Source organism: Paenibacillus marchantiophytorum, assembly GCF_014640555.1.
Lineage (GTDB): Bacteria > Bacillota > Bacilli > Paenibacillales > NBRC-103111 > Paenibacillus_E > Paenibacillus_E marchantiophytorum.
In genome coordinates this window covers 123759-150560 of record NZ_BMHE01000003.1, presented here as the reverse complement: position 1 = coordinate 150560, position 26802 = coordinate 123759, and the positions used below count along the sequence as shown (strand labels likewise).

Sequence of the window (26802 nt, the reverse complement as noted above, 5' to 3'; positions counted from 1 at the left end):
TGAATGGTGGATGAAATTGTACTGGGGAGATTTGCATAATCACTGTGGAATTACTTACGGATTTGGCAGTTTGGAGAATGCCTTGGCGGCGGCGAAGGAACAATTAGATTTTTGCGCGATTATTGGTCATGCCATGTGGCCGGATATGCCGGAGCGAACAGAGGAACTCCATTTTTTGGTTGATTTTCATACCAAAGGGTTTGCCAAGCTGCAGAGCAACTGGGAACATGTACGTGATACAGTGAAACACTGGAACGTATCCCATCAGTTTGTAACGTTCCAAGGCTACGAAATTCATTCCAGTGAATTCGGTGATCATCATGTACTCTCGCCATCTGATGAACTTCCGCTAGTTGAAGCAGGTTCTCCAGCCGAATTGGTGGCGATGCTTTCACCGCTGCCGGTGATCGCAGTTCCCCACCATGTTGGGTATACGCCTGGCTATCGCGGGGCCAATTGGGAGGCTTTCTCAGAGGACAACAGTCCAGTTGTGGAGGTGTTTTCCAAACACGGTTGCAGCATGTCAGATACCAGTGCGTATCCTTATTTGCATACGATGGGCCCTCGAGATTCACGAAATACGATTGTAAATGCGATTCAGCGCGGGAAGAAATTCAGCTTCGCCGGCTCGACGGATCATCATGCCGGTTACCCAGGGTCATATGGAGATGGCAGAGTGGCTGTGCTGGCTGCCGAGAAAACGAGGGAAGCGATCTGGGAAGCTTTACTGGCACGGCGGACTTATGCCATTACGGGGGATAAAATCGAATGTCATTTTACTGTAAACGGGGCAGTATTCGGAAGCGAAGTTAAGGATAATGGACGCAGACACCTTTGTCTAGACGTTAAGGCCTGTGATGGCATAGAAAAAGTTACCGTTTATAAAAATGGGAAACCATGGATGATTCAGCACGGGATTGGCAGTGATCCTTCTCAACAGCTTGGGAATAAGCATGGTAAGTATAAAGTACGTGTAGAAATGGGATGGGGAGACCTCACGGAAGGCTATGATTGGAAGGGAAGCGCATGTATAGACAATGGAAAATTAGTAACTGTAGAAACGTGCTTCAGGGGGCGAAGCGTACTTGCGCCAACACCGGATATGCAGGACAGCCCGGAAATCAACGCGCTTGGGAATAAGCTGATTTCGACTACAGAAACGGAAGCCCAATGGACATGCACCACATTTAAAAATCACTCCACACTTCATCCGCAAACCGCTGCTCTTATTTTCGAAATGGATGGTGATTTAACCAGTGTCTTGACGGTTACAGCGAACGGCCGGACAATCGTGTATTCCATTGGTGAACTGTTGGAAGGCAGTCGTTCTGTCCATATGAAACCGCACAATTCAGAAGCTGTGTTAATTCATCGGGCTATCCCTGAAAGCGAATACAATTTTGTCGGGGAATGGACTGACGATACCAAAGAATTCGAATGCGATGCGTACCATGTGGAAGTCAAGCAATGGAATGGACAATATGCATGGATATCTCCGGTATTCGTTATAGGTGACTGAGAATAGGAGAAATCTTTCAAAGGGTGTGGCACAATCATGGCAAAGGAATTAAGAGTCGGCATCATCGGCTGTGGAGGTATTGCATGGGCAAAGCATATGCCTAGTCTTGCCAAGCTTCCTCAAGTAAGCATGACCGCTTTCGTTAATCGAACGATAGATAAAGCCCGTCAGGCGGCCCAATCCTTCGGATCTGCCGATGCCAACGTGTATTCTGATTATCGTGAGCTGCTGGAAGACCAATCGATTGATGTTGTCCATATCTGCACCAGCAACGACTCTCATGCAGAGATTGCCATTGCTGCGTTAGAAGCCGGCAAACATGTCATGTGCGAAAAACCGATGGCAACAAGATCGGATGAAGCCCGACGAATGGTAGAAGCTGCCAAACAATCGAACCGAAAGCTGACCATTAGCTACAATAACCGTTTCCGACCGGATTCTCAATTTTTGTATCAGATGTGTAGAGCCGGTGACTTGGGTCACATTTATTTGGCTAAAGCACATGCACTTCGAAGAAGAGGTGTTCCGACTTGGGGTGATTTCCTTCATAAAGAGAAACAGGGTGGAGGACCACTGATCGATATCGGCACCCATGCGCTGGATTTAGCCTTATGGTTGATGGATAATTACAAGCCGCATACAGTACTCGGGACAGCGTTTCATCAATTGGGAAAGCAGTCGAATGCAGCCAATCCTTATGGCTCCTGGCAACCTGAACAATTCACTGTGGAGGACTCTGCCATAGCTATGATTACCATGGAAAATGGGGCCTCTTTGACGTTGGAAGCGAGTTGGGCGCTGAATATTGTCCGCGAAGGAACGGGGAAAGTGACCTTGTGCGGAACAGCTGCAGGTGCAGATATGTGGGATGGATTAACGATTAATGGGGAAAAGTACGGCAAGCTATACACAACACGGGTACATCTGGAGGACAATGGAATCAACTTCTATGAAACGCAGCAAGAAAATCCGGCTGAGCTAGAGGCACGTTTATGGATTGAGGCTATCATGAATGATAGCGAACCGGTGGTCAAGCCAGAGCAAGCGGTCGTTGTTCAGGAAATTCTCGAAGCCATCTATGTTTCTTCAGAAACGGGAAAAGCTGTTCAGTTGATGAAGGGTATCCAGTCTGTTTAGTTTCTATTGGATAGGAGGCTATTTATGATTCAGGCAGCAATTATCGGAGCGGGTTGCGTTGGTCAGCGATATGCGAAGCATCTATTGAAAACAGAGCTTTCAGAAATTGTCGGCGTGTACGACGCGGATGTCGAGGCAGCCTCCCAGTTGGGCATGGCATCTAATTGTCAGTCGTTTACTAAATTTGAAGCGTTGACAGCAGCAATACCAGCAAATACGGTATTCGTATGTATGGAGTCTGCGATTGGCAGCCGGAAGCAGCACATCTTACTGGCTTTACTTCATGGACGTCATGTGATAACACCGTTGACAGCTGAGTTGAGTCTAACGGATATTAAAATTTTGATGGAGGCTTCCTATAAATACAATACCCGTTTATTGTTTCTCCATCCGGAGAAGTTTACTGCCCATAATAGGGATATCCAAAAAAATATTGACGATGGCGCTATTGGCCAAATCGGCATGATCAATGTCAAGCGATACAGTATGAAGCCGTTGTTCAGCGCATGGCATGATCTGGCGATTCTTGATATTGATCTGCTGCGGTGGATCGTTGGCGATGTCGCAACCGTGTATGCCATGCGTACTTCTTCGGAAAATGTGGATTATACGTTGATTACATTAAAGTTCACGAATGGCGCGATTGCCAATATTGAAGATTTCCTCGGGTACCCAGGGGAATATACATCCGCAGTAGAATACGCTGGTTCCAAAGGGGTTATCCGGTACGATAGCCGTAAAACCAACGCGTTGTATGTTCATAAAACGGCAGTTCCAGCATCTCAGCCCGCGAAAACTGGATTCTGTCCGTCCTTCCGGGATCCTGAATATGAGGAGCTTGTGTATTTGTTGAACTGTTTCCAAGATAATCACTTTTCAGTTAGCACTGTGGAGGATGCCTTCGAAACTCGAAAGGTGATAGCGGCAGTTGCACAATCCATAAAGACTGGGAAGCCTGTAAGGCCAGCAGACGCGATATGGAAGGATGATCTTTATGCAAATGCTGAAGATGGAGGGCAACAGCATGCATAAAGTGAAGGTTGGATTGATCAGTTTCGCCCATCTCCATGCGGTCAGTTATTTGCAAGCATTGCTGAAGCGTCAAGACGTTGAAGTCGTTGGGATTGCTGATGAAGATAGGGAACGAGTAGAACCATATATTCAGACGTATTCAATACCCTATTATGCAGATTATCACGATCTGCTGAACAGCAGCGTCGATGCTGTGATCATTAGTTCTGAAAACTCCCGTCACGCGGAGATGACGATACAGGCAGCTCAGCATAGAAAACACGTATTATGCGAGAAGCCACTCGGTATTTCCAAGGATGAAATGCAGCGAATGATTACAGTATGTAAAGAAAACGGTGTACAACTGATGACTTCTTTTCCAAACCGTTACATCCCGATGGTTGTGCAAGCCAAAGATGTGATCAGTCGCGGAGAGATCGGTCGGATTGTAGCCGTTAAAGCAACGAACAAAGGGGAAATGATTGGCGGCTGGTTCAATGATCGTACACGTTCCGGAGGCGGTTCGGTGATAGATCACACGGTGCATGTCATGGACTTATTGAACTGGATATTTGGTTCCCCTGCGGTGGAGGTTTATGCGGAAGCGTCTAACATTTTCCATGACATCGAGGTTGAAGATACGGGAATGGTTCATGTGAAATATGCGAACGGAGTCATCGCTGCACTCGATGCAAGTTGGTCGCGAACACGGGCGTTCCCTTACAAACGTGATTTGACAATGGAGCTAATTGGGACTGAAGGCGTTATATCCATTGATTATTTCGCGCAGATTAATGAGGTATATAGCGAAACTATGGGTCATGCGGAGTGGAGCTACTGGGGTGACGACAAAGATCAGATGTTGATCGAAGATTTTATCACCTGCCTGAAAGAAAAAAGACCTGTCTCAATTACAGGAGAGGATGGTTACAATTCCACTATCATTGCGTTAGCCGCTTATGAATCCATCCGTCTAAAACGTCCAGTCAACCTTTGACTGGACGTTTTTTAGAAGAATAGAAAGTGTAAGTTTTTGGGTACATAAGGGCACGTCAAGCCGCGATACTAGCAAAATGTGTCAGGATCGCGAGTTGGAGGGAACTACAGTGCGCTATAATTCTGAAAACCGCCATATTCCTAGCCAGAGGGAACTACGATCCGCTATTTCACCATTTCTCCGTCGGAATCGGCAGGTTCCGCTTAAATAGCGGATCTCAGTTTCCTTTCATGCTACGTTTACCCCAGTTCCCGCCATTTAGCGGATCATAGTTCCTTTTCACACGACGCTCACTGTCATTGCAAAGCCCAAAGGGAATTAGGACCCGCTAGATTGCTGAAAAGCGCTATGAAGACGCTCATCTCTTTTGGGCAGCAAAGCCGCTTTTCTTAACTAGAATTTATAGTGGGCCTAGGACGCTTCCAATTGTCCTGACTCCCGGCGCCGCCAACTCATGAATACCAAGGACAAGGCAATTACCGAGAGGATTGCCCCCAACATTCGGAATCCACCGAAGCTGAACATATCTCCCATTACGATACTTATCAATAAGGAGGAGAGAATGGCTCCCAAGTTTCTTGATGTGCTAAATAATCCAGAGGCTACTCCAATTATTTCTTTTGGAGAGCTTTTGAACAAGGCTGCTTGCATGCCGACACTGTTTAACCCGTTGCTAATACCAAAGGCAGCTAACGCTAAGCACACGCTAATAACCGGTGAAGTTGGATTCCATGTCACGATCCACACGGACCCCAAAGTCATCAGGATTGCGGACAAGAGCAGTGCTGGCCTAGGTCCTGATTTATCGATCCAGCGTCCTGCTAGCGGAGAGGCGATGAGGGAGCATAAACCTAAGCTGAGCATGAGTATCCCTGTGTGGAACTCGCTGACATGACGAACCATTTGCAAATAGGAAGGAATCCCGAAGAAGAGTGCGTAAAAGAGTACGTTAACGACGATGAATTGGACGTTAACCCAAGTTAAAGCTGGATATTTGGCGAAAGTGCGCAAAGGGATGAACGGTGACTTGGTTTGCAACTCATGACGCACGAAAATCCCCAATGCAACTAGGCCTGTTAGCCCGATAATGACATTCATGAAGGAGACATGCCCAGATGATTTTGCTGACAGTAAGCCAACGAATAAGGCGACGAGACCCACTGTGAAGAGCAGGATCCCCGATGCATCAATGAGATCCAACCATTTGCGAAAAGACAGTCCCCGTGCGATGGGTGTTGGCGCTTCATCTTTAGGAATAGTCCTCCAAGAAAGAAGAAAACTCACTACTACGAACGGGATATTGACGAAAAAGATAGCTGGCCAACCCCACCAGTGAATCAAAAGCCCGCCAATAAAGGGGCCGATGGCTGCCGCTCCGGATTGGAAGATGGTCAGAACGGACAGCGCAGTCGCTTGTTTCTCCGTAATATGAATTCGAATAATGGCCATTCCTACTGAAAGCATCATACTTGTTCCAACAGATTGCACAATACGGAACACGATGAGCCAGCCAAAGTTTGGTGATAGCGGCGCTAATAATGATGACACGAAAGCTACAACTAGCCCGGCAAGAAATATCTTCTTGCGTCCGAATAAATCGCTGGCCTTTCCCATGACAGGATTAGAGACAGCACTTGCAATGTAGAACGAGAAAATAATCCAGGCAACTACGGTAAAGTCAAGTTGGAACGCATGTTGCAGCCTTGGAATAGCAACAGCGACCATCGAAGAGTTCAATGGGTTCAAGAGCATCCCAAGTCCAACAGAAATCATCAACCACCTACTGCTAGTATTCATCTTTGAATTCCCCCTTCGTGTTGTAATGATATCGTACTTGAAATCGATTATTTACTCCAACGCATTCTATGTTATGATCTCATTGACTAGGAGGAATGAAAGGAGGGTGAGAAGTGGAGCTTCTTCAATTGCAATATTTTCTCGCGGTAGCTCGATTGGAACATGTGACAGATGCCGCTCGAAGTCTGCACGTCACTCAATCGTCACTAAGTAAAACGATTCAACGCCTGGAGGAGGATCTTGGAGTCCCCTTATTCGATCGAACAGGAAGGAAGCTGCGATTGAATGAGTTCGGAAGCAGGTTCCTGCACCGAGCGGAACGGGCTTTATTTGAATTGGAACAAGGGAAGCAGGAGCTTAGCGATTTGTCCAGCCCCCAATATGGCACCATTGAATTAGCAGTGACCAATGCAAGCACGCTGCCTAATATCCTTCGAATATTTCAGAAAAAGCATCCCCATATCCAGTTTCATGTGCAAATGCTGACCACACAAGAAATGATTACGCTTCTTTACCGGGGAGAGGTTGATTTCTGTTTGTCCTCACCCCCGATAAATGAGGATGGAATTGAATGTCAAATCGTGTTTGCCGACCCCATCCTTGTAGCTGTTCCATTGGGGCATCGGCTGGCAGACCGAAGCCGCATATCTTTAACAGAACTCAAGGACGAAAGGTTCGTCGGTGTCAAAAGAGGCTATCTTACTCGCGATTTAGTAGACTCTGTATGCAGTTCGGCTGGATTTGTGCCTAGATATGTGTATGAGGGAAATGAGCCAACGAGGCTAAGCGCTCTCGTGGAAGCGGGAATTGGGATTGCCTTCATACCAAGCACGGCAGTGAATTCACGGGAACAGATCCATTATCTCCAAGTAGAGGATCATGAATTGGTCAGGGAGATTGCTTTATTAAGCAATAGGAGTCGTTACCTTTCGCGGGCTGCGCTGGAATTCCGTGAGGTTGTTGTAGACTATTTCGGGGCGATCTCCCAAGAGACAAGCTAATTCAACAATAAACAAGCTGACACGGGTAGAGTCACGGCGTCAGCTTGTTTATAGAACTTTTTTATGACACGGGTTTCTTGATTTTATTCGGAGACTTAAGATAAAGACTATTCAGTATGGTAACGTCTACGGTAATGTCATGTTCCATATTCATAAACCAATGTTGTTTCCAAGATTTAATCTGCTCTTCGTTCATCTTTTTTCGAAAGAGTTGTCCTATGCCAAGAGCGTCTGCGCGATCATTTTTGAGCTGATTTAGTAATTTATCGGCTCTTTTTTCAATGGTTTCTTTGAGTTTCGTTGCAATCTTCTCCTCGGATTCTTCGTTTTTATTCTCCAAGATTTCTACTTTCAATTTAATGCGACTTTTTATTTGAGGTCCTGTTGCAAGCCATTTGATGTCATGTTTGATACTTGCTTTTTTAATTTTAACACTGCTTTGATCGGCAACCTCAATGGTACCGCCGGTATACTTTTCCTGGAAAACATTATAAATCAAAACTTCATCAGAAGTGATTTCATCTACCATTTTATCCTCACGGATGATGGCTGATCCTTCAAATTGATAAAGCGTGTCCGTTCCTTTAGTAAGAATTGGAATGGACATGTCTTGCGTATAAGACTTCATATCCCGGTATGCTTCCCATAGGCGTATGATCGTCGTTTCGGGCGTCCAGCCAGCCTGCTCACTGAAAAAATCATAAGAAGAAAGCTCTGGGTTCGCATTTATCTGGTGATGGATAACTTCGCCGAAATTTCCTCTAACAATTGCCAGCAATCCTTTAATGGAGATATCGTTGGCCTGCACCGCGTAATCGATGATATCACCAAGATCTTCTTTGGCCGTTTTCTCACAGACAAGAAACAGCCGGATATGTAGAAGATCGATACCTTTTTCTGATTTTGTCCGAATGTTGTCAATCGCATTGGTGATTGTCGCTGAGCTGCTTTCCATAAATTGCGAGCCTTGCTTTTCTGGACTAGGTATTTGCAAGATAATTCGGTAATCCTGATTTTTCTCCTTGCATATTCCCATAACAACGGGCATGAGTCGCTTATTAATATCTTTCGTGTCCCAACAGCCTGTAAGGAGCGCGCTTAAGGTACATAACAGAAGTATAACCGATACGAATGAGCGACGGATCAAGCAGGATTCCTCCTATACCTCAGACTCATGAGAATGACGGCAAGCGGTATACCAATAATACTGTAGAAGCAGAGGTAGGTACGCACGATAGTAAATTTCTCCAACGTATCAATATTATCCAAATAACAGCTGAAGATATAGGATAATACACCAACGATGAGGACTGCGATCCCCCTTTTCTTTTTCAAAAATAGCTTTTCAATCAACGTTGCCATCATCCAGAAAGTCACTGCCGTTTCTATCATAGAGATGGCGATCATTGCTATAACAAAAAAAGTAGGGAGCCAATCAAATACAACCCACTCACTATCAACCGTATCTGATGTCAACACATTCGGATAGCGAAAATAGATAATCGATTCCTGACCGAAAATGAGCATCGGCACATAAACAGAGGATAAAGCAAAAATAAAAAGTATGCCTAAAATAGGAATGACATAGCGCAAAGGCAACTTGTGTCTCAGCTTAACCATACCTAAGAATAAGAAACCGGCATGCACAAAAAAGGCAGAATAAAACATCGGCCTCTTGAAGAAATTCAACCGAGTATCATAGAGCGGAAAGATGTTATCGAAATCGAAATTACTCACCGCGCTTATCAAAGAGAATACGACCAAAGGCAGCACGCAGATGAATAACAAAATCCCCCCTCTTGAAATCGCTCCGTAGCCTTTCCAAGCAATGTAAAGGGGAATGACATAGAGTAATACAATGAAATACGTTGGGGTATTAGGCAGCAGAAGGATGCTGACCGATTCCATCTCATAGCTGTGGGTAATGTTGGAATTCAAGAATAAAAAGGCCAACAAAGGAATAAGCAGAAGGCGCGCCATCCAATTCCCCGCCACCATTTTACATATATCCACAATATCCTTACCAGGAAAAGCAGAGAGCCCCTTCACATATACCCAAACACAACACAATTCTATAAGAAAACCAACAATAATAGGTTCCCAATGCCCTGTGGACGTTGCTTCAATCATTTTGACAGGATAGATATAAAAATACAGCGAGAGATGAACGATGACAAACATGGTTAATAAGGCTCTATTGCTCATTTGGATTTCCCTCTTTTAGTGGAGAGGCTCAAATAAGGTACCTCAAACGTTGTAATCGTCCCAAGGTAAAAACAAAATAAGGCGATGGACGACATAAGTCCGAGTATGCCATACAATGCACAAAACAAGATTACGACATACTTGTACAACCGAATGGAGACAGTGTTCATATACGTGCCCATCGTAAAATGCGCAATCGTCGAGCCGGCCACGACAATAATAAGAAAGTAACTGACTAACCGGGCTGAAACGACAGCTTGTCCCAGAATAATACCTCCGACCATCGTGATGGTTGGGCCAATACTTTTGGGAAGACGAATACTCGCTTCGATAACCATTTCAATGATAAACAGCATCATCAACAATTCAACAAGAACAGGATAGGGAACGCCCTCCCTGGAGTTTGTGATCGATACAGCCAACTGGATACGCAAAAGTTCAGGGTTGACTGAATTGAGAACCACATATAACCCTGGCAACGTAATGGCGATGATTAAACTCGTGATACGAACTATCCTGTACAAATACATATACAGCGTAGGTTGATCTTTATCCGTTTTCACATCCCAGAAGTCCGATATAATCGAGGGGAATGAAAGTGAGAAAGGAAAATGATCCAAGAAGATGACCACGCGGCCGTCCATTAAATTGTGTTTGGTTGTAGAAGGAAGCTCAGAAGTTAGATAAGTAGGAACAATACTGTAACTTGGCTGTTTAAGAGCTTTCATCAGTCCTTGCACATCTGAAATATCCATGCTGGCGTTATCATTCAAACAGGTATGGATGAGTTGAATGACATTCGGATCGGCTTGCCCTTCCACATAGAGGACAGCCACTTCACGAGGGAGTTCTGCCCCAAGGGTGTAAGTCTGGACGTGTAAATCTTTGACCCGCATTTTTCTGCGAATGAGACTTATATTTGCATACATGTCTTCCGTAAAGGCATCTAATGAAGTCTGAATCGGATTCTCCGTTTGAGCTTCCATAATACTGCGACTGCTGTTGATCGAAGAGGGCTCAATCACGATATTTTCGTATCCATCTTGGGGGAAAATAATCAGCATTCCTTGTAAAATAGAATTCACGAGCTCGGTTAAGGGAACATTCACTCTAGTTGAAGGGGATAGGGCGATCTGTTCGATCAGGTTATCCTTAACATCCAAATGTGCCAATCTGGCTACTAGTGTGTCATAAGAATCTTCATAATGAACGAGTGTCCCCAAATAGCAGACTTGGACCTGGACCTGATAAATATAGGCTTCCTTATTAATAAAATCAGAATTACGCTCAAAAACTTGATCGATATAGGTTAGTTTTGCTTCCCTTGTCGAGGTGTTCATCTCTCATCTCGCCTTTTGCATATAATTTCCGCTGGACTTAATATCCGCCATTTGTGTTTCAATTACTCTTTATTTGAAAAAATAGTTAATATACTTTTTTGAACAACTTCCCCTTGAACAAACGAAAAACGATGGTTATAGTAAGAGTGTGAAATAAAACCCAACCAAGGGAGGATGTTTATTCGTGGCAAAACTTACACCCTATATTATCTCTGAGGACGCAAGAGCTCAAGCAGCGTTCTACATCAGCGCTCTCGACGGAGAAGTTGTGTCCGTTATGACACATGGCCAAATGGGGGATACCTCGGAAGCAAACAAAGACAAGGTCATGCACATGTGCATAGCTGTCGCGGGATGTAACCTGTTTATGAGTGATTTCGATGGACATACTCACGGGAATGGCATTAGCTTGAATCTTGAATTCGCTTCGGAAGGCGAAGGCCGCGATGCTTACATCAAGTTATCGGAAGGCGGTAATGTGCTATTTCCATTCGGACAAGCACCTTGGGGCGGCTTTTTCGGACAGTTCGTGGATAAGTTTGGTGTGTCCTGGATGTTTACGGCTTCCTAGGCTAATCAATAGACCTGATTCTTGTTTTTAACAAGCTCAAAGAGGCTGTGTCACAAGGTTGAAAACCTTGCGAGCAGCCTCTTTGAGCTTGTTATTTTACTTCTTGCTGAGGGAGATGGAGCAATTCTGAAAGCTGTGCAGCCAAATAAATAGGCGTATAGGGTAAATCATTGCGAAGCCAGAAAACAATCGTACCAATAATGGCGGAGGAGCCGTACCAAATTGCAATATCTTTTTGAACTTTCAATGTTGAGGATTCCTCTAACTTGTTCATTCGAGTGGTAATAAATTCAGCGAACAGCTTCATGAGTCGTTCCGTAAATACGGGTATACGTTTGGAAGCGAGCAGAACCTTATAATATTTCGAATTTTCCGCGATATGTTCAAGTATTTTGATGATCATTTGCATATTTGAATCGGAATGGTTAGGAAATTCCTTCAAGATGGCATGGATTTCATTAATCATATCATCAGCCAATCTATCGATCATATCTGGAATATCTCGATAATGAAGATAGAAGGTGACACGATTGATCGTCGCTCGCTCCGAGATACGATTCACAGTTATTTTCTCAAGTTCAAGCTCGTAAAGCAATTCAATAAAGGCATCTCGAATCAATTGGCGTGTGCGAAGTACACGCGGGTCTATGCGTTGTGGCTTTGTTGACATGGACATTCACTTCCATTCTCCTCAAGGGTATTATGCGACAAATTCAGCGAGAGTTGTGGATTATGTATTAGTTAGACGACATATCCGTTGGAAATGTCATTTAATATACATTTATAAAAAAGCTGTAGCTTGTGAACAGTAAGATAGATGACTATAATACTATTTACATCAATTAATTATACTACACAATGTAAATTAGTTTGAAATTGAATTTGAAAGGAATAAGTGAAATGAGTAAAATTGCAGCATTTGACAGTAGTTCCATTAAGAAAGGACCCTTATTGTTTGTAATGATTTTGGGAGCGTTCATTGCCGTTCTGAATCAGACGATTATGAGTGTTGCCTTACCTAAGCTCATGGTTGAATTTGATATTGCCGCTTCGACAGGGCAATGGCTGACCACGGGTTATATGCTGGTTAACGGTGTCTTAATTCCGATCACAGCGTTCCTGATGCAACGCTTTACAACGCGGGAGCTGTTCCAAGCTTCCATGATTATTTTCCTCATTGGTACTATTGTTTCAGCCGTGGCACCTGGCTTTGAATTATTATTGGTTGGCCGTCTGATTCAAGCGGCTGGGGCTGGTATTATCATGCCGCTTCTCATGAATGTCATCTTGACGATCTATCCACCAGATAAGCGTGGCGCAGCTATGGGAATGGTTGGGTTGGCGATCATTTTTGCCCCTGCTGTTGGACCTGCCATAGCTGGTTATATTTTGGAGCATTATTCATGGCGTACCCTTTTCTATGGCATCATCCCATTTGTTGTCATCGTTATTATCGTTGCTTCTATCTATCTGAAAAATGTCGCAGAACGCACCTATCCCAAAATTGATGCGTGGGGTGCTGTTCTCTCGACAATCGGATTCGGTTTCCTGCTTTACGGTTTCAGCAGCGCTGGCGGTAAAGGTTGGTCGAGTGCGGAAGTTATCCTATCTATCATTGTAGGTGTTGTCGCTTTAATATTGTTTACATGGCGTCAACTGGTTATTAAAGACCCACTCTTAGACCTTAGAGCGTTCAAATACAACATGTTTACCCTGACAACACTGATCAACATTGCGGTTACAATGGTTATGTATGCGGATATGATGCTGCTTCCATTATATTTGCAAAATGCCCGCGGATATACGGCGCTAGAATCAGGTATCCTTATGCTCCCAGGAGCCCTGCTCATGGGACTCATGATGCCAATAGCTGGTAAGTTGTTCGATAAGTTCGGAGCAAAATGGTTGTCCGTAGTCGGAATGATCATTACCATCGTAACCACACTTGGATTCATCAATTTGACGGATTCTACCAGTTACACGTATTTAGTTCTCATGTCCACAGGACGACGCTTTGGGATGGCGCTCTTCTTAATGCCAATCACGACAGCGGGCCTGAATCAATTGCCTTCAAGACTGAATGCGCATGGGACAGCAATCTCCAATACCATTAAGCAAGTAGCAGGTGGCGTCGGAACAGCATTACTGATCACGGTTATGACGACAAGAACCAAATCTCATTTGATAGAGATGATGACAGCAAGCAAAACAGCGACTGCGACCAAGGAACTTATCAAAGAAGCATCAATTCAAGGGATCAATGATTCTTATCTTGTCATTATTGGCATTGGCGTTGTTGGCTTGCTGCTTTCCTTCTTTATTAAACGTGTAGGTCAGGCCGAAGAAGAACCGGAATTCAAAACAGCACCGAAACCCGTTAATGCAACTTAGAAATAACAGATAAAAAGGTATGCGGAAAGGGCTTCTCCTTGAAAAGGGAGAGGCCCTTTCTTAGAATACACGCCAGAAAATATAAGTTTTTGCGTGGATATAGAGTATGAAACAGGACATCCGACACCGAATTTTCTTTGATGAGAATCGGCACAGGGAAGCCTTTAAAAGCAAGCATGGCAAAAAGATATGTCCCGTAGTGCTGAAAGAAATCCGGAAATTTCGAGATTGTGGAAACCCGAAAAAGGGTTTAAGCTGCTCGCATGTGAAGGGTGCCACGATCTTAAGGTGGTGCCCTTTTCGGTGCAAGGGGCGTTTCTGCACGACGTGTTCATGCGCAGAAACGGAAGAGTGGAGCCGGGTCTTGTCTGAGGACATATGTCAAGTTACCCATCGACGAAGGTCTAAGAGACATGTTTTTGGGATGGGGTGAGTGAAGCTGGCCCAGAATTTAAATGTTGGAGATTGACGCCAGTCTCCAGGGTTGGGTTGTAGGCGGCCCAACACGTTGGAGTGGTTCGATGCGGCACTATGGGAAGAGAAGAGAAGAGAAGAGCTGTGATGAGATACGATGAGATGATGATGAGACGAGGCGAGATGTGATGAGAACAAGGTAGCTGTGAACGTACTTATGTGTTCGAATTGCTGCTGGTTTGGAGGTAATAAACAAGCTATTTGGCAGAATGAGATCCGCTAGCTTAGCTATCGCGCCGAGAAAAGGGAACGTTAAGCCGCGTTTATAGCAAAATGTGTCATCATCGCGAGTTGGAGGGAACTACAGTACGCTATAATTCTGAAAACCGCCATATTCCGCGCCAGAGGGAACTACGATCCGCTATGTCACCATTTCTACGTCGGAATCAGCAGGTTCCGCTGAAATAGCGGACCTCAGTTCCCTTTCATGCTAGGTTTGCCCCAGTTCCCGCCATATAGAGGATCATAGTTCCTTTTCACACGACGCACTCTGTCATTGCAAAGCCCTAAGTCGCGGTGTTGTTAAAAAGCGCTATGAAGACGCTCATCTCTTAGGGCGGCAAATTTCTTTATTGCTATCATCCTTAATCCTCATATTCTGTAAAAAAAACATCATTAAGAATCGCTTTCGCTTTCCTTAAGTTGCGGGAATCCAGTTTGTTGAGCATCGCCATGACTTCGTTCATCTCCTCAGCAACTGTTACAGAAGGAAGGAGCTTGTCAGTGTCTTGCACAGAGTTTGACTCCGAATGAATCCAAGATGCATGCAAAGTTTCGTGAAGGGTTGTGACTAGAAATTGCAATTCATCTTCGTTATACCGTTGCAAGAATTTATTGACCCCAAGATCAATTTGCTGATGCAAGGCTAGATGCAAACGATAAATTTCCTTGCCAAGTGATGTGGTACGAAACAGAATTTCCTTTTTGTTATCGGGAAGGTATTCAATAACGATGATTTGTTTGTCCAGCAGTTTCCTCGTGATTTTAGAGACATTCCCTTTGGAAAAGCCGAATTGCTTAGAAATCGTTATACCGTTTACGGGCTCAAGCTTACCAATTGCATCCAGCACATGCAGCATCATAACAGTCAATTCTTTCAGCAATTCAGCAATAACAGGAGTAGGGCTATTCTGGACTAGCCACTCTTTCTCTTCGTCATCTTCCGCCTGGTATTTATGTTGTATCCCCTTCACAGCTTCCAATACTTCCTTGATTAAGCGATCTTTCTTTTGTTTGTCCGCATGGTTGATCATGGATATCTCCTCCGATAGTTAACCTAATTCCAGTATAGCAAGGGGAGGTCCACAAATAAAGTTTCTTGGAAACCATATTGACAAAGAAAAGGGGGATGTTTTATTATTGTTTCAAAGGAAACTTTAAGTTTCTAAGGAAATTAAATTACTGAGATAAGCTACTCGAGAAAAAGCAGCGTATCCAATCAATTGCGCAACAAGAACATAGGAGGTTGATTCAATTGACAGAACATAACGATATCGATGTACTCGTGGCCGGAGCTGGCCCGACAGGCTCTACGCTGGCGGCGGATCTGCTGCGGCGCGGCCTTCGCGTCCGACTGGTTGATAAGGCGCCGCACGCCTTTAGGGGCTCCCGCGCGAAGGGAGTCCAGCCGCGCACCCTGGAGGTTTTGGAAGATCTCGGCTTACTGGACGAGGCTCTCGCAGAGGGCGGCCCTTACCCGCTCGCGGGCTTCCATCTTGGACCGTTCATAGTGCCGTGGCGGATGCAGCAGCAGAACAGACCGACGCTGAGCGTGCCGTATCCGAACATTGTCATGCTGCCTCAACACCGTACCGACGCCATCTTGCACCGCCTGCTCGACCGACTCGGGCTGCGCATCGAGTTCGGCACGGCGGTGGATGGTTTCGAACAAGATGCTGGTGGTGTGACGACGACGCTCTCATCGGGAGAGAAGGTCCGCAGCCGGTATCTGGTTGGGGCCGACGGAGGCTCGAGCGCCGTCCGCAAGGCTTCGGGTATTCGGTTTGTCGGAGAGACCAACGAGTCCGACCGAATGCTCATCATCGACGGGTCGATCGATGGTCTATCACGCAATCGGTGGCACATATGGCCACGCACGCACGGCAAAACGGTCGGAGCCTGTCCGCTGCCCCACACCGACCAATTCCAAGTCATGATCCGGCTTACACCGGACGAGACGCCTGATCTGGACGAAGCCCATCTGGCCTCCCAGTTCCGCACGCTCACTGGTTCCCGGCTCCGCGACATCACTTGGACCTCGGTGTTCCGGCCCAACGTCCGACTAGCCGAGCACTACAGGGCGGGCAGCGTCTTCCTGGCGGGGGATGCCGCCCACGTCCACACGCCTGCCGGCGGGCAGGGCCTCAACACCGGTGTGCAAGACGCCTACAACCTTGGTTGGAAACTCGGCCAGGTCATCGCAGGCGCACCCGATAGCCTCCTCGACAGCTACGAGGCCGAACGACAACCGATTGCCGCGCGGGTCCTCGGCAAGTCGAGCGAGCTTTACGCCAGTCTCAGCAAGCACCGTATCTCCGGTCTTAAGCGCGGAGACGAGGAGCGACAGCTCAAACTCTCGTACCACGGCGGTTTACTCGCTCCCGCCGACGCGCCATCCACGAAGACCCTGCATGTGGGCGACCGCGCACCTGATGCGCCGTGCACCGGACCCAGCGGGGAACGACGCTTGTTCAACGTGTACCAGGGGCCGCACTTCACGCTGCTGGCTTTCGGTGGCAACGCCGCTGCCATACTCCCCAAGCTGAACTGGCCGACTGGCGGCGCAGAACTGCACCGATACGCTGTCGGTACGGGGTACAGCGTCGAGCTCAATTGCCTCAATGACACCGCGGGCAGTTTGACCAGCATTTACGGTATCACCGGTGACACGTTGGTCCTGATCCGACCAGACGGTTACATCGGAAGTATCATCACTTCTGACTGGTTGGGAGCATTCGACAACGTGGCTAGGAGCTTAACCCCGCATAAATCCCATGCTGCCCATTCGATTTAGGGATGATGAGGACTACCAGAGAACTATAGTTGAGTAGGGAGTTGCCTCTTCTGAGGCAGCTCCCTTTTTGAGAAGAGAGTATAAGTTTTTGGGTGGATTTAAGGGGTTCTCCCTTTTTAGTTGACGTCCACCGCAGGCCTCTTTGCTTTGGGGTTTTTCGGTCTTAAGTGGCATCTAATGAACTGTAGGATGCTTATAGACGAGAAAATGGCTACTTTGGAGATTTAATGAACTGGATTGGCGCTACCTGGCACTTTATTGGCAGAATGGTGATCATTTTCTTGAAATAGCGCATCTGGCATTCATTAGATTTTCAGAGTGAGCGATTTTGCCCAAATAAAGGGTATTGAGTTCGTCAGGGAGCTTGGTTTTCCTCAAGGTTCATTGACTATTTGACCTAGCCGCAGGCTAGGTTTTTAGTGTTGAAATGACAGGCTGAGTTGCTCTAACGTGCTTTAGAATGTAGGTGGGACGAGAACAGATACCGAAAACAAGAAATAATAAACGAAAAAGCTTCTCTTTTTCATTAGGCACTGTTCCTCTATTCTTGATCTAACTGAATATGGAAGGAGAAAGCTTCATTGAGACCAATCATTCAACTATTGCATTTTGGCTATCATCAGTCGATGAGCTGTATATTCCCTGTTGCGATCTTTGGAACTTTAGCCCTCTCTAACGTAATAGCGGTACCTTTCCTTCATCGTTATGATGCTATTCTACTTATATTGCTTGGCGTGCAATATTTCATGTACCGCAGCGGATTAGAGACGATTGATGAAATTAAAGTAATCTGTGTATTTCACTTCATTGGATTGATGCTGGAAATATATAAGGTAGGGATGGGATCATGGTCTTATCCTGAGCCAGGGTATACGAAGTTGTTCGGTGTCCCGCTCTACAGCGGATTTATGTATGCAAGTGTAGCAAGCTTCATGTGTCAAGTGTGGCGGAGACTACGGATGGACATGACTGGCTGGCCTGGTCTTAAGTCTTCAGCTCTATTGGGCGGTGCGATCTATTTCAACTTTTTTACCCATCATTTTATTCCAGATTTTCGTTGGTGGTTGACGGCACTTGTCTTTATTATCTTCCGGAAAACACAGATCATCTATCGGGTAAGGACGATCACATATCGAATGCCTTTAGCGCTTGCTTTTATTATTGTAGGTTTCTTTATTTGGTTAGCAGAAAATATCGCTACATTTTTTGATGCGTGGAAATATCCTGATCAGCACCAAACTTGGCATTTGGTTAGTTTCAGCAAGATCAGCTCATGGTTCCTTCTGGTTATCATTAGTGTTATCCTTGTTGCCCAACTTAAAAAGGTTAAAGCTAATCGGACACGGAGTGATTCCTTCTAATCTCGAGCTTCGTTAATTGGTACAATAATAATAGTTAGAATCGGTACTTCTTTGAATTCAGCGCTATGGTTATGATGTTAAATAGCTAATATGTGAATTTGATAGGAGGTAACCATCCTTGTATATTCCGTCCCATTTTGAAATGACAGATGTAACTGTCGCTTGCAAAATGATAAGAGAAAATAGCTTCGCAACTTTGTTTTCTCAACATGAGGGTGCGCCATACGCGACTCATTTACCATTGATTTTAGATAAAGAAACCAAGTACTTATACGGACATTTTGCTCGTCTAAATCCGCAATGGAAAGATATTGATAAACAAGTTGTATTGGCAGTATTTCATGGTCCTCATTGCTACATCTCACCCTCATGGTATGAGACCAATAAAGCCGTTCCGACTTGGAACTACGTCACCGTTCATGTTTATGGCGAAATAGAACTCATAGAGGATGAGAATGAACTCATGAATTGCCTGCATGACATGGTAGCAAAGTATGAAGCGCCTAACAGCTCATATAGCTTGCAGCATTTAGACGAAGAATTTCTGAGTGGGTTGAACAAAGGCGTTCAAGGATTTAAATTGAAGATCAAGAAGATCGAAGGGAAAGCAAAGTTAAGTCAGAATCATTCCTTGCATCGGCAAGAACTAGTTATTCAGCAACTGGAGCAAATTCCTAAAACGGATGAGCGAGAAATTTCTTCTTTAATGAAAGAAAATCTGAAAGTTAGCAAAGAGGTATAAGTTAACTCGCGACTTCGAGTACAACGGACAAAGTGAAGCACCTAGACAAGGTGACGGTCACTCTGTCCGTTTTTTCATGCCGATTACATTGAAATAATCCAAGGCAGGAGTAACTTAATATCTTATAAGAAATTCTCGAAATTACAGAAATTTATCCGTTTGGGCGATGCTATTATACAAATATAAACATAGACGAGGTGATGAAATGCAAGCGAAATTGGCAGCCGACGCCATTCCCTTCCCCAAAAAGCGGAATTCATGGATAAGGACGATACAAAAGTATAAAGTGATGTATGCTCTTTTGTTCCCGGCATTAGTTTACTTTGCTGTATTCAAATACATTCCTATGGCGGGAATCATTATTGCTTTTAAAAACTATAATCTGGCTTTGGGACTATGGGACAGTCCGTGGGTTGGATTGAAAAATTTTAAGGATTTTATTAACGGCGTTTATTTCTGGGACATCATGAGAAATACGATTCTCATATCGCTGTATAAGCTATTGTTCGGTTTCTCTGCTCCTATCGTACTAGCTTTGCTGCTCAATGAAGTTTATACCCATTGGTTTAAGAAAATCGTACAAACGATTACATATTTACCCCATTTTCTGTCATGGGTCATTGTGTATGGACTGATGGTGGCCTTATTAGCCCCCGGAGATGGCCTGTTTAATATGATTTTGAAGGAAAATGGTGTGGGGCCGATCTCGTTTCTAACGGAACCTGCCTGGGGCCGACTGCTGGTCATCTTATCTGAAATATGGAAGGATATTGGATGGGGAGCGATATTGTACCTTGCCGCATTAGCAGGAATCGATCCAAGCCAATATGAAGCGGCTCGAATTGATGGCGCTTCCAAGTGGAGACAGCTCTGGCATGTCACCTTACCCGGCATTCGAGGCGTCATTATTCTGATGCTGATCCTTAAGTTGAGCCACATTCTGGACGCAGGCTTTGATCAAATATTCATGTTTGCCAACAGCTTTAATCAGGAGAAGATCGATATTATCGACACATGGGTATACCGTGAAGGGTTGGAGCGGCTGAAGATTGGCTTGGCTACTGCAGTGGGTTTGTTTAAAGCTGTCATCGGATTTATATTGGTTCTGGCTGCAAACAAGCTCGCCAAAAAATTCGATGGGCAAATTTGGTGAGGTGGTTTTCGTATGATTAATCTGACAATCGGGGAAAAAGTCTGGCAAGCAGCCGTTTATTGTATTCTTATCGTGTTATCCCTAGTTTGCTTACTTCCCTTTCTATATGTGGTTGCTGTTTCCGTGACGCCAGAATCGGAAGTGTTAAGAAGAGGAATTGTTATCATACCGGAATCCTTTACTTTTACAGCCTATAAAGAAGTATTCATCTCTCATGGTATAGGGCAGGCGTATAAAATTACGTTGTTTCGAACAATTGTAGGCACTGCGCTTAATGTGTTTTTTACAATCATAGCAGCTTATCCATTATCCAAGAAATATTTACCTGGCCGCAAACCATTTTTACTATTCATTGTGTTTACCATGATGTTTAGCGGAGGGTTAATTCCGTCGTATTTGTTAATTCGCTCTCTGGGATTGCTAGACAGTCCGTGGGTATTGATTATACCTCAGCTCATTAGTGCATTTAATCTGGTGATCATTAAAGGCTTTTTCGAGCAATTGCCTGCTGAAATTGAGGAATCGGCGAGGGTTGACGGCGCAAGTGAACTTCAGTCGCTATGGCGGATCATTCTCCCGCTGTCCTTGCCCGTTCTTGCTACCGTTTCCTTGTTTTACGCAGTGGGGCATTGGAATAGTTATTTCGATGCGATCGTTTACTTAAATGATTCGAACTTAATGCCGCTTCAAGTCGTCTTGCGCAACATTCTGCTTAACGTTGCCACGCAAAGCGCTGATTCAATTGCCAATTCCGGAGCGGTTAGCAAGTTCGCTGTGCAAATGGCGGCTGTTGTCGTGACGACGGTTCCGATATTAATCGTTTATCCCTTTATGCAGAAGCATTTTACGAAAGGTGTGCTCATGGGATCGATTAAAGGTTAAAAGGCAATTTCTACCTAGGTTGTTACGGGGACACCGTGATAATATATATACAAGCAAAAGGAGAGGTCAATATGCAACGTAAAAAGATTTCACTTACCGTTCTGGCAACTATCGTAGGATTGGGAACGCTATTGTCAGGATGCGGAGACCAAGAAAAAGTGAAGCCAGCAGCTTCGAGCAGCCCTCAATCCGGGGCTAACAAATTTGCGAACAAAATGAAAGTCACGATGTTCAACCAAGGTACTTTCAACGCTGCTGCTCCGATACCTCCACGTGAAGAAGATATTCAACGTCAAATGTTGGAAAAGGCAGTGAACATCGACCTGGATATGATGATTCCTCAAGCAGGGCAAGCAACGACCAAACTGAATACGCTCATTGCAGGCGGGGATATTCCAGATTTGCTCTTCTTGAAAAGTCGTTCCGATCTAGCGCAATACTATGACCAAGGTGTTCTTGCGGATCTGACTCCGTACTTGGACCAATTTCCTGAATTAAAGAAGCGTTTCGGTAATGACTCCTGGGATGCAACGTCCTATATGGGAAAAACCATTGGAGTACCGGGTTATGATAATGTGAACGGTATCAGTCGAAGCTTCTTCATCCGCAACGATTGGCTCAAGAAGCTGAATATGAAAGTGCCGACAACCCCTGACGAGCTGTTCGAAGTGATGAAAGCCTTTACGGAGAAAGACCCGGACGGTAACGGCAAAAACGATACGTACGGATTCATCGGCGGTATGAATAAAGAAGGCAATCTGCAAACCTACGGCTTCGATAGCTTGATGTGGATGTTCGGCGTCAATCCTCCTTCAGCCATTGAAGTGAAAGACAATAAACCGGTGTTCCTGTTTATCGATCCCAAAATGAAGGAAGCGCTCGCTTACATCAATAAAATGATGACAGCCAAAGTGGTGGACCCCGACTGGGTGACGATGAATACGCCTGATTTGTTGGACCAAAAGTTATTTAAAGGTAAAGTTGGCTTCATGATTAGAGATGCTCGCAGACTGGAACCGGATTATCAGCAGAAAATGAAAGAAATCGGCGGAGAAGTACCGGAATGGATCGTCATTCCTCCTATGAAAGGGCCTTACGGCGATCAAATCGTGGAGAGAAAATCGTTCCAAGGCAATTCATGGGCCATTTCCAAAAAAGCAGACAAGGACAAAATTATTCGGATATTGTCTATGCTGGAATATCTATTTACGGACAAAGAGGCCTATCCGAATTTCGCATACGGCATTAAAGGGATTCATTGGGATATCGTAGATGGCAAGGTCAAAAATAAAACCTCTGAGTTATCGAAGGAAGTGAAAGAAAAGTATCTATGGGTTGATCATTATCGAATGCCGCGCCGTGGCGATGATGCCGAGTATTTCAGCTTCCAGAATCCGAAGACGGCAGAGGCTTTCACGAACAATCAGAAATATGTGGGGCTTACTTTGCCCGGAAATTTATTGACTGCAGACCCAAGTGATACTTTGGCAGCAGATCGCACACGTTTCATTAATGAAAGTTTAGTCAAATTTATGACGGGCAAAGACCCTCTGACCAACTGGGATAATTTCCTCAAAACGTTGGATACCAAGTTTGATATGCAGAAATATAAGGATACAGCGATCAAGCAATTTAAAGATGCAGGCCTAATCAAGTAAATAAACGAAGAGAGTGGCGATAAATTGCCCCTCTCTTTGTTGTCCTATGCTATTCTTAGGTTAATCCAGATGTAAAAGGAAGATGACCGATGCGAAGAAGAATCAGCTTGCCTTTAAAACTATTTTTTATCGTGTTCGCCTTTGTATTAAGCTGCATTATCTTGATAAGCCAATTGTCCTATCGCTATGTCCAAAAGGAAATAAGGACCAATGACATGTATTACACAAATCAAATATTGGACAAAGTTGACCAGTATTTGACGGTTAATTTTTCCTCTTTCCAGACGATCCTGTTCTCGGTTGAAACGTCGGTGAAAGCAAATATTAACAATACGGAAGTGATTATGAAGCAATTAAGAGAGCTGTATGAGCTCAATAGTAATTACGTCAGTAACATTTACTTGATCAAAAGCGATTTATCTATTCTAGGTGGAAGTACGCCCACGCGAATTTTCGATGGACCTTTGGCAGACAGAAAACCTTTGTTTGATGCAGCCGACAAGAACAGAAGGACTACATTTGTCAGTGATCCTTATAAATCCAAGTATTCCGGCTGGACCGTTACGATGGTTCGCTATCTGAACGGATCTCCGTTTCCTATGGCCATCGCGGTAGATTTGGATCTCAATGCTATTGAAGAAACCTTGTTCAAGATTAATAAGAAAGAGCAAATGAATCTGGCCCTGATCACCACAACGGGTAAAATTATTGCCGGATTTTCAGAAAATAGAGGACCGCTGAATATTCAAGATCATACGTTTGCAATCGGGGAAACGTCGGCGAGAGAAATTCTAGATACTACGGGAACAAGCCTTCAACTACATACCAAGGATGGCATGCCTGTCTCAATTCTGAAGAAACAGACAGAGAAATTCAATTGGTCCATCATCTCGATCAACGATGAATCTCGCTTGGAGGCTGCGTTATCCAGATTGGAAACCTATTATATCTGGCTTCTAGTCGCAGGTCTTCTATTAAGTCTGTTCATTTCCTTTTTTATTGCCAAATATATAAGAAATCCGCTCTATGCGCTCAAAACAAAAATGAAGCGGGTGGAGCAAGGCGACCTGACAACGACAATGACGATAAACCGCAACGATGAATTCGGCGATCTTTCCCGAGCTTCCGACCGTATGCTGCAGCAAATTGTGGAACTAATTCGGCGAGCGGAGCTTCATAACGAACTTGAGCGAAAGCTGGAAATTCAAGTACTGCAATCGCAAATAAACCCTCATTTTCTGTATAATACGCTTGGCTCTATCAGCAATGTCATACGTCTTGGACAAATAGAGAAAGTAGATGTGGTGATCGGATCTCTCATTTCATTATTGGAATACGGCATAGCCGACGCTTCGGAGAAAGTATCACTGCGTCAAGAATTGCAAAATGTATCGGACTATATCGAGATCCAAAACATCCGATATAACAGGCACTTTGACTTGATTGAGAATGTTGAAGAGGGGTTAATGGATTTCCCGGTTTTTCGAATGCTATTGCAGCCCATTGTGGAGAATAGCATCTTCCATGGCTATAACGGAGGGGGAATCGAAGGTTCGATTACTATTCATGCCTACAGGGAGGGCGGTATCGTCATGATTGAAGTCGTTGATCAAGGCGAGGGAATTCCAGCGGATCGCATAAAGCATATTCTAGATTCAGAACCGAGTGATGTAGCGGTAAAAAGGAAAAGAATCGGGCTGAACAATATTCATGGACGAATAAGACTTCACTATGGCGAACAATTCGGGCTCCAAATCATAAGCATACCGCATGAAATCACCCGTGTTCGCGCCATATTCCCGGCAGGTATGTTTAAAGGAGATGCATGATGGCGAGAGAGTACACCTGCTTCATCGTTGATGATGAAGACCTAATCATCCAAAGATTGGAACTATTTTTTAGCGAGCTCTCCGAGAAGGAAAGACGGTTCCATTTGGTAGGCAAAGCGAATAACGGGTTGAAGGGGATCGAGGAGATTCTACGGCTTAAACCAGATATCGTGATCTCTGATATCGTCATGCCAAAGATGGATGGAATCTCCATGATTGAGCAGTTAAAGCAGGAGCTGCCCAACACCCAATACATTCTTTTGACCGCCTATTCGTCTTTTGAATACGCGCAGCGAGCTATCCATGCCAACGTATTGGAGTACATCGTTAAGGTTCCTTTGCGCGAAGCGGATTTGGATCGAGCTTTGGATAAGGCAGCCGGAATTTGGGATGAGATTAAGAAGAAAGAAGAGGAATTTCAATCATTAAATGTATCCGTTCTGGAAAATAAATATAGAGTCCGCAAGCAATTTTTTAACGAGCTGATTCGAGGCGAAATCCCGTCATATCGGGCATCCGATTTTGCCAATCGTATGCAGTTCCATTTCTTTCAAGCTAATTATTGCTGTTTTATTGTTGAAATGAATTTGTATGAGAGTTTCCGTCATGAATATTCAGCGGTTGACCAGAACATCTTGAAATATGCGATCACGAATGTAATCGAAGAAACGGTGATGAATTGCGGCAGGGGGGTAGCTGTGGATCTATCCGATAATCGTTTTATCGGCTTTCTTTCCTGGGAAAATAGTCGCAGTGATATGGATACGGAATACGCTTGCCAGACTTTGGGGAGTCAGATCGTGTCCCATTTGCAGCAATATTTGAATCAAAGGGTATCTGTCGCTTTTGGCGGTCCGCACCGAGGCTGGGAAGCCATTAAACAAGCTTACACGGAAGCTCATATTGTGAGCGAGGATTTCTATTATCATACAGAGAAAGCAGTGAAGACACCTGCGCATCGGTTCCATTACCGCAATGACAAAAAGGAGGACTTTCAGCAGAAACTGGCTGATTTACTAGCCTGGCTGCAAAGAAAGGTTTCCAAGGACGAGCTGGAGAAAGAATTTGCTGCTCTAAATCAATTTGTTACGGAACATAAAATCCATAAGTCTATCATGGCACCCATGCTTCGAGACTTGTACAGAGCCATTACGGCGAAATTTAAATCGGGAAACACGTTGACCACTGATGTGGCTGAGTTTCCCCTAGAATTTATGGCATTTCGGGAACAGCTTGCGTATATTGGCGACTTTACATTCGAATATGTGCACGCAGGCCAACTCATTCATCGGGTAGAAATCATGAGTGCTATGCGATTTATCGAGAAAAATTTGAAGCAGCGTTTAACGTTGGAGGCTATTGCGGAGGAAGTGAATTTAGCTCCGTCGTATTTCAGCAGTCTTTTCAAAAAGACAATGAACGAAGGCGTTATCAGTTACATCAATCGTAAAAAAATTCAATTGGCTCTTGAGCTGTTAAACGTTCAGGATTATTCTTTATTGGAACTGTGCGAGGAAGTAGGGATTGTTAACGAAGGTTATTTTTGTAAATTATTTAAAGAATATACAGGTGATACACCTAAGCAATATCGGATAAAAATGACGCGCTATGAAACCAAATAAGGTTGCGAAAAAATGTGTGAGTTTTTCTCGAAATCCTGTAAAAAAACGGGGATCAAAAGGACTACCATGATACTTGTATCTAATCATGGAGGTTATCAC

22 protein-coding genes are annotated in these 26802 nt (G+C 44.6%); 16 read left to right on the top strand and 6 right to left on the bottom strand.

Annotation, left to right across the window (positions count from 1 at the left end):
- Positions 1-10: 10 nt before the first annotated feature.
- The 4 genes from IEY34_RS04605 to IEY34_RS04590 are packed head-to-tail and all read left to right on the top strand — an operon-like array spanning position 11 to position 4664.
- Positions 11-1519: a PHP domain-containing protein gene (locus IEY34_RS04605; RefSeq protein WP_189008267.1), complete on the top strand. Its 1509-nt coding sequence runs from the start codon at positions 11-13 to the stop codon at positions 1517-1519.
- Between the two features lie 36 nt (positions 1520-1555).
- On the top strand, positions 1556-2656 hold the full coding sequence (locus IEY34_RS04600) for a Gfo/Idh/MocA family protein (protein WP_189008265.1): 1101 nt from the start codon (positions 1556-1558) through the stop codon (positions 2654-2656).
- 24 nt (positions 2657-2680) lie between these two features.
- Positions 2681-3688 (top strand): Gfo/Idh/MocA family protein, encoded by a 1008-nt coding sequence (locus IEY34_RS04595; protein ID WP_189008263.1) that lies wholly within the window; start codon positions 2681-2683, stop codon positions 3686-3688.
- On the top strand, positions 3681-4664 hold the full coding sequence (locus IEY34_RS04590; RefSeq protein ID WP_189008260.1) for a Gfo/Idh/MocA family protein: 984 nt from the start codon (positions 3681-3683) through the stop codon (positions 4662-4664). Before IEY34_RS04595 ends, IEY34_RS04590 begins: the two co-directional genes overlap by 8 nt.
- A gap of 411 nt (positions 4665-5075) precedes the next feature.
- Here the strand turns inward: IEY34_RS04590 and IEY34_RS04585 are convergent, their stop codons facing one another.
- Positions 5076-6461 (bottom strand): MFS transporter, encoded by a 1386-nt coding sequence (locus IEY34_RS04585; RefSeq protein WP_189008257.1) that lies wholly within the window; start codon positions 6459-6461, stop codon positions 5076-5078.
- A gap of 113 nt (positions 6462-6574) precedes the next feature.
- On the opposite strand from IEY34_RS04585, the gene IEY34_RS04580 reads away from it, so the two are divergent.
- Positions 6575-7462, top strand: coding sequence for a LysR family transcriptional regulator (locus IEY34_RS04580; RefSeq protein ID WP_189008254.1), 888 nt, complete (start codon positions 6575-6577; stop codon positions 7460-7462).
- A gap of 61 nt (positions 7463-7523) precedes the next feature.
- Here IEY34_RS04580 and IEY34_RS04575 read toward each other — a convergent pair whose 3' ends face one another.
- The 3 genes from IEY34_RS04575 to IEY34_RS04565 are packed head-to-tail and all read right to left on the bottom strand — an operon-like array spanning position 7524 to position 11007.
- Positions 7524-8609 carry a Ger(x)C family spore germination protein gene (locus IEY34_RS04575; protein ID WP_189008250.1) on the bottom strand — a complete coding sequence of 362 codons (1086 nt, stop codon included), beginning with the start codon at positions 8607-8609 and terminating at the stop codon, positions 7524-7526.
- A complete protein-coding gene (locus IEY34_RS04570; protein WP_189008247.1) occupies positions 8606-9667 on the bottom strand; it encodes a GerAB/ArcD/ProY family transporter in 1062 nt (353 codons plus the stop codon). Before IEY34_RS04570 ends, IEY34_RS04575 begins: the two co-directional genes overlap by 4 nt.
- Positions 9664-11007, bottom strand: coding sequence for a spore germination protein (locus tag IEY34_RS04565; RefSeq protein WP_189008244.1), 1344 nt, complete (start codon positions 11005-11007; stop codon positions 9664-9666). The genes IEY34_RS04570 and IEY34_RS04565 overlap by 4 nt, the downstream gene beginning before the upstream one ends.
- Before the next feature lie 184 nt (positions 11008-11191).
- On the opposite strand from IEY34_RS04565, the gene IEY34_RS04560 reads away from it, so the two are divergent.
- Complete coding sequence (locus IEY34_RS04560; RefSeq protein WP_189008241.1) at positions 11192-11578, top strand: VOC family protein; 387 nt, start codon at positions 11192-11194, stop codon at positions 11576-11578.
- Between the two features lie 91 nt (positions 11579-11669).
- Here IEY34_RS04560 and IEY34_RS04555 read toward each other — a convergent pair whose 3' ends face one another.
- Positions 11670-12248 (bottom strand): TetR/AcrR family transcriptional regulator, encoded by a 579-nt coding sequence (locus tag IEY34_RS04555; protein WP_189008746.1) that lies wholly within the window; start codon positions 12246-12248, stop codon positions 11670-11672.
- A gap of 230 nt (positions 12249-12478) precedes the next feature.
- Between IEY34_RS04555 and IEY34_RS04550 the strand changes: the two genes are divergently transcribed.
- Together IEY34_RS04550 and IEY34_RS37685 are read left to right on the top strand one after the other, a co-directional pair.
- The gene (locus tag IEY34_RS04550; protein ID WP_189008238.1) at positions 12479-13969 is read left to right on the top strand and encodes a DHA2 family efflux MFS transporter permease subunit; all 1491 of its coding nucleotides are present in this window, start codon (positions 12479-12481) and stop codon (positions 13967-13969) included.
- A 106-nt stretch (positions 13970-14075) separates the two neighbouring features.
- Positions 14076-14402, top strand: coding sequence for a transposase zinc-binding domain-containing protein (locus tag IEY34_RS37685; protein ID WP_189008235.1), 327 nt, complete (start codon positions 14076-14078; stop codon positions 14400-14402).
- A gap of 625 nt (positions 14403-15027) precedes the next feature.
- Here the strand turns inward: IEY34_RS37685 and IEY34_RS04540 are convergent.
- Positions 15028-15696, bottom strand: a complete 669-nt coding sequence (locus IEY34_RS04540; protein WP_189008232.1) for a helix-turn-helix domain-containing protein — start codon at positions 15694-15696, stop codon at positions 15028-15030.
- Positions 15697-15917: 221 nt separating this feature from the next.
- Between IEY34_RS04540 and IEY34_RS04535 the strand changes: the two genes are divergently transcribed.
- From IEY34_RS04535 to IEY34_RS04500, 8 genes are all read left to right on the top strand, one after another.
- Positions 15918-17456: an FAD-dependent monooxygenase gene (locus tag IEY34_RS04535; RefSeq protein ID WP_189008229.1), complete on the top strand. Its 1539-nt coding sequence runs from the start codon at positions 15918-15920 to the stop codon at positions 17454-17456.
- 581 nt (positions 17457-18037) lie between these two features.
- The gene (locus IEY34_RS04530) at positions 18038-18817 is read left to right on the top strand and encodes a DUF817 domain-containing protein (RefSeq protein ID WP_189008226.1); all 780 of its coding nucleotides are present in this window, start codon (positions 18038-18040) and stop codon (positions 18815-18817) included.
- Positions 18818-18935: 118 nt separating this feature from the next.
- Positions 18936-19559, top strand: coding sequence for an FMN-binding negative transcriptional regulator (locus IEY34_RS04525; protein ID WP_189008223.1), 624 nt, complete (start codon positions 18936-18938; stop codon positions 19557-19559).
- Positions 19560-19764: 205 nt separating this feature from the next.
- Complete coding sequence (locus IEY34_RS04520) at positions 19765-20712, top strand: ABC transporter permease (RefSeq protein ID WP_189008220.1); 948 nt, start codon at positions 19765-19767, stop codon at positions 20710-20712.
- Positions 20713-20724: 12 nt separating this feature from the next.
- Entirely contained in the window at positions 20725-21594 is an 870-nt protein-coding gene (locus IEY34_RS04515) for a carbohydrate ABC transporter permease (protein ID WP_189008217.1), read from the top strand.
- 71 nt (positions 21595-21665) lie between these two features.
- Positions 21666-23252: an extracellular solute-binding protein gene (locus IEY34_RS04510; protein ID WP_189008214.1), complete on the top strand. Its 1587-nt coding sequence runs from the start codon at positions 21666-21668 to the stop codon at positions 23250-23252.
- Positions 23253-23341: 89 nt separating this feature from the next.
- A complete protein-coding gene (locus tag IEY34_RS04505; protein WP_189008210.1) occupies positions 23342-25081 on the top strand; it encodes a sensor histidine kinase in 1740 nt (579 codons plus the stop codon).
- Entirely contained in the window at positions 25081-26703 is a 1623-nt protein-coding gene (locus tag IEY34_RS04500; RefSeq protein WP_189008207.1) for a response regulator transcription factor, read from the top strand. Before IEY34_RS04505 ends, IEY34_RS04500 begins: the two co-directional genes overlap by 1 nt.
- Positions 26704-26802: the final 99 nt, after the last annotated feature.

Bases quoted from the DNA above. Each gene is read 5' to 3' on its own strand.
- IEY34_RS04605 (WP_189008267.1), top strand. From the start codon at position 11: ATGAAATTGTACTGGGGAGATTTGCATAATCACTGTGGAATTACTTAC.
- IEY34_RS04600 (WP_189008265.1), top strand. From the start codon at position 1,556: ATGGCAAAGGAATTAAGAGTCGGCATCATCGGCTGTGGAGGTATTGCA.
- IEY34_RS04595 (WP_189008263.1), top strand. From the start codon at position 2,681: ATGATTCAGGCAGCAATTATCGGAGCGGGTTGCGTTGGTCAGCGATAT.
- IEY34_RS04590 (WP_189008260.1), top strand. From the start codon at position 3,681: ATGCATAAAGTGAAGGTTGGATTGATCAGTTTCGCCCATCTCCATGCG.
- IEY34_RS04585 (WP_189008257.1), bottom strand. From the start codon at position 6,461: ATGAATACTAGCAGTAGGTGGTTGATGATTTCTGTTGGACTTGGGATG.
- IEY34_RS04570 (WP_189008247.1), bottom strand. From the start codon at position 9,667: ATGAGCAATAGAGCCTTATTAACCATGTTTGTCATCGTTCATCTCTCG.
- IEY34_RS04565 (WP_189008244.1), bottom strand. From the start codon at position 11,007: ATGAACACCTCGACAAGGGAAGCAAAACTAACCTATATCGATCAAGTT.
- IEY34_RS04555 (WP_189008746.1), bottom strand. From the start codon at position 12,248: ATGTCAACAAAGCCACAACGCATAGACCCGCGTGTACTTCGCACACGC.
- IEY34_RS04550 (WP_189008238.1), top strand. From the start codon at position 12,479: ATGAGTAAAATTGCAGCATTTGACAGTAGTTCCATTAAGAAAGGACCC.
- IEY34_RS37685 (WP_189008235.1), top strand. From the start codon at position 14,076: ATGAAACAGGACATCCGACACCGAATTTTCTTTGATGAGAATCGGCAC.
- IEY34_RS04540 (WP_189008232.1), bottom strand. From the start codon at position 15,696: ATGATCAACCATGCGGACAAACAAAAGAAAGATCGCTTAATCAAGGAA.
- IEY34_RS04520 (WP_189008220.1), top strand. From the start codon at position 19,765: ATGCAAGCGAAATTGGCAGCCGACGCCATTCCCTTCCCCAAAAAGCGG.
- IEY34_RS04515 (WP_189008217.1), top strand. From the start codon at position 20,725: ATGATTAATCTGACAATCGGGGAAAAAGTCTGGCAAGCAGCCGTTTAT.
- IEY34_RS04510 (WP_189008214.1), top strand. From the start codon at position 21,666: ATGCAACGTAAAAAGATTTCACTTACCGTTCTGGCAACTATCGTAGGA.
- IEY34_RS04505 (WP_189008210.1), top strand. From the start codon at position 23,342: ATGCGAAGAAGAATCAGCTTGCCTTTAAAACTATTTTTTATCGTGTTC.
- IEY34_RS04500 (WP_189008207.1), top strand. From the start codon at position 25,081: ATGGCGAGAGAGTACACCTGCTTCATCGTTGATGATGAAGACCTAATC.